The sequence below is a fragment of the Vibrio sp. 2033 genome, assembly GCF_033339735.1.
Genome location: NZ_JAWOVC010000242.1, coordinates 1 through 805, shown reverse-complemented (window position 1 = coordinate 805; position 805 = coordinate 1). Strand labels below are relative to the sequence as shown.

The following is an 805-nucleotide window of genomic DNA, read 5'->3' as shown; positions in this document are numbered from 1 at the left end:
TGACCAAGCACACGAGCTTGGTCGAGCGTGTTTGGTGATAACGACACTGCCATCGACATAAACAGGTAGGTGCCTGAAATAATGAGAATTGCTGTGCGAATACCTACTGGTTTACCACGGGTTTGGCGTTCTATGCCAATCATTAACCCATTGATGGCACAGCAAAATAGGGCAGGCCAACTGAATGGGCCAAGATCGAAAATTTGTTCGAATGCTGTATGCATCTTGACCTCCAAAGCAGCGGAGTATGCATAGACTTATCCTGCAAAGCGAACAAAAAGGATCGTTCGTGTCGACAAATTTACATTGAACATCTGCTTCTGGTTTGGAGCGCGACGATGAGCCAAATGGAGAGCAAAAACGATCAAATTGGCGATGATCTTATTTTATCGTTTTGATGGAATGACTGTTATTAAACAACAGGCATAAAAATGGCCAGTATGAGACTGGCCTTGGTGACTATTGCACTTGCCGTTTAACGGTAAACGCGAGGGTTAGTTGCACCCCAGATAGTGTAGTGCTCAGGCAGAATACGACCGCTTTTCTCTTCGGTTTCTTCTGCTGTGATTTCTTCAAAGCCTTGGCGGCCAAATACAACTACTTCGTCGTTTGCCTGAACACCAATGATGTCAGTGACATCAACCATAGTAGTGTTCATTGACGCTTTACCCATCACGCGAGCACGCTGACCGTTGATCAGAACGTCAGCTTTGTTGCTTAGTGAACGGGCGAAACCGTCTGAGTAGCCGATAGGCAGGTTAGCCAGGATAGAGTCACGCTCTAAAACTTTAGTGCTGCCGTAGCC

At 46.3% G+C, this 805-nt stretch carries 2 protein-coding genes; both read right to left on the bottom strand.

The window, feature by feature from the left end:
• On the bottom strand, nt 1-224 hold a 224-nt coding region (locus R7P74_RS25845), incomplete at its 3' end, for an MgtC/SapB family protein (RefSeq protein WP_318123505.1).
• A gap of 251 nt (nt 225-475) precedes the next feature.
• Nucleotides 476-805, bottom strand: a 330-nt coding sequence (locus tag R7P74_RS25840) for an alanine racemase C-terminal domain-containing protein (RefSeq protein WP_318123503.1), incomplete at its 5' end; no start/stop codon positions are given.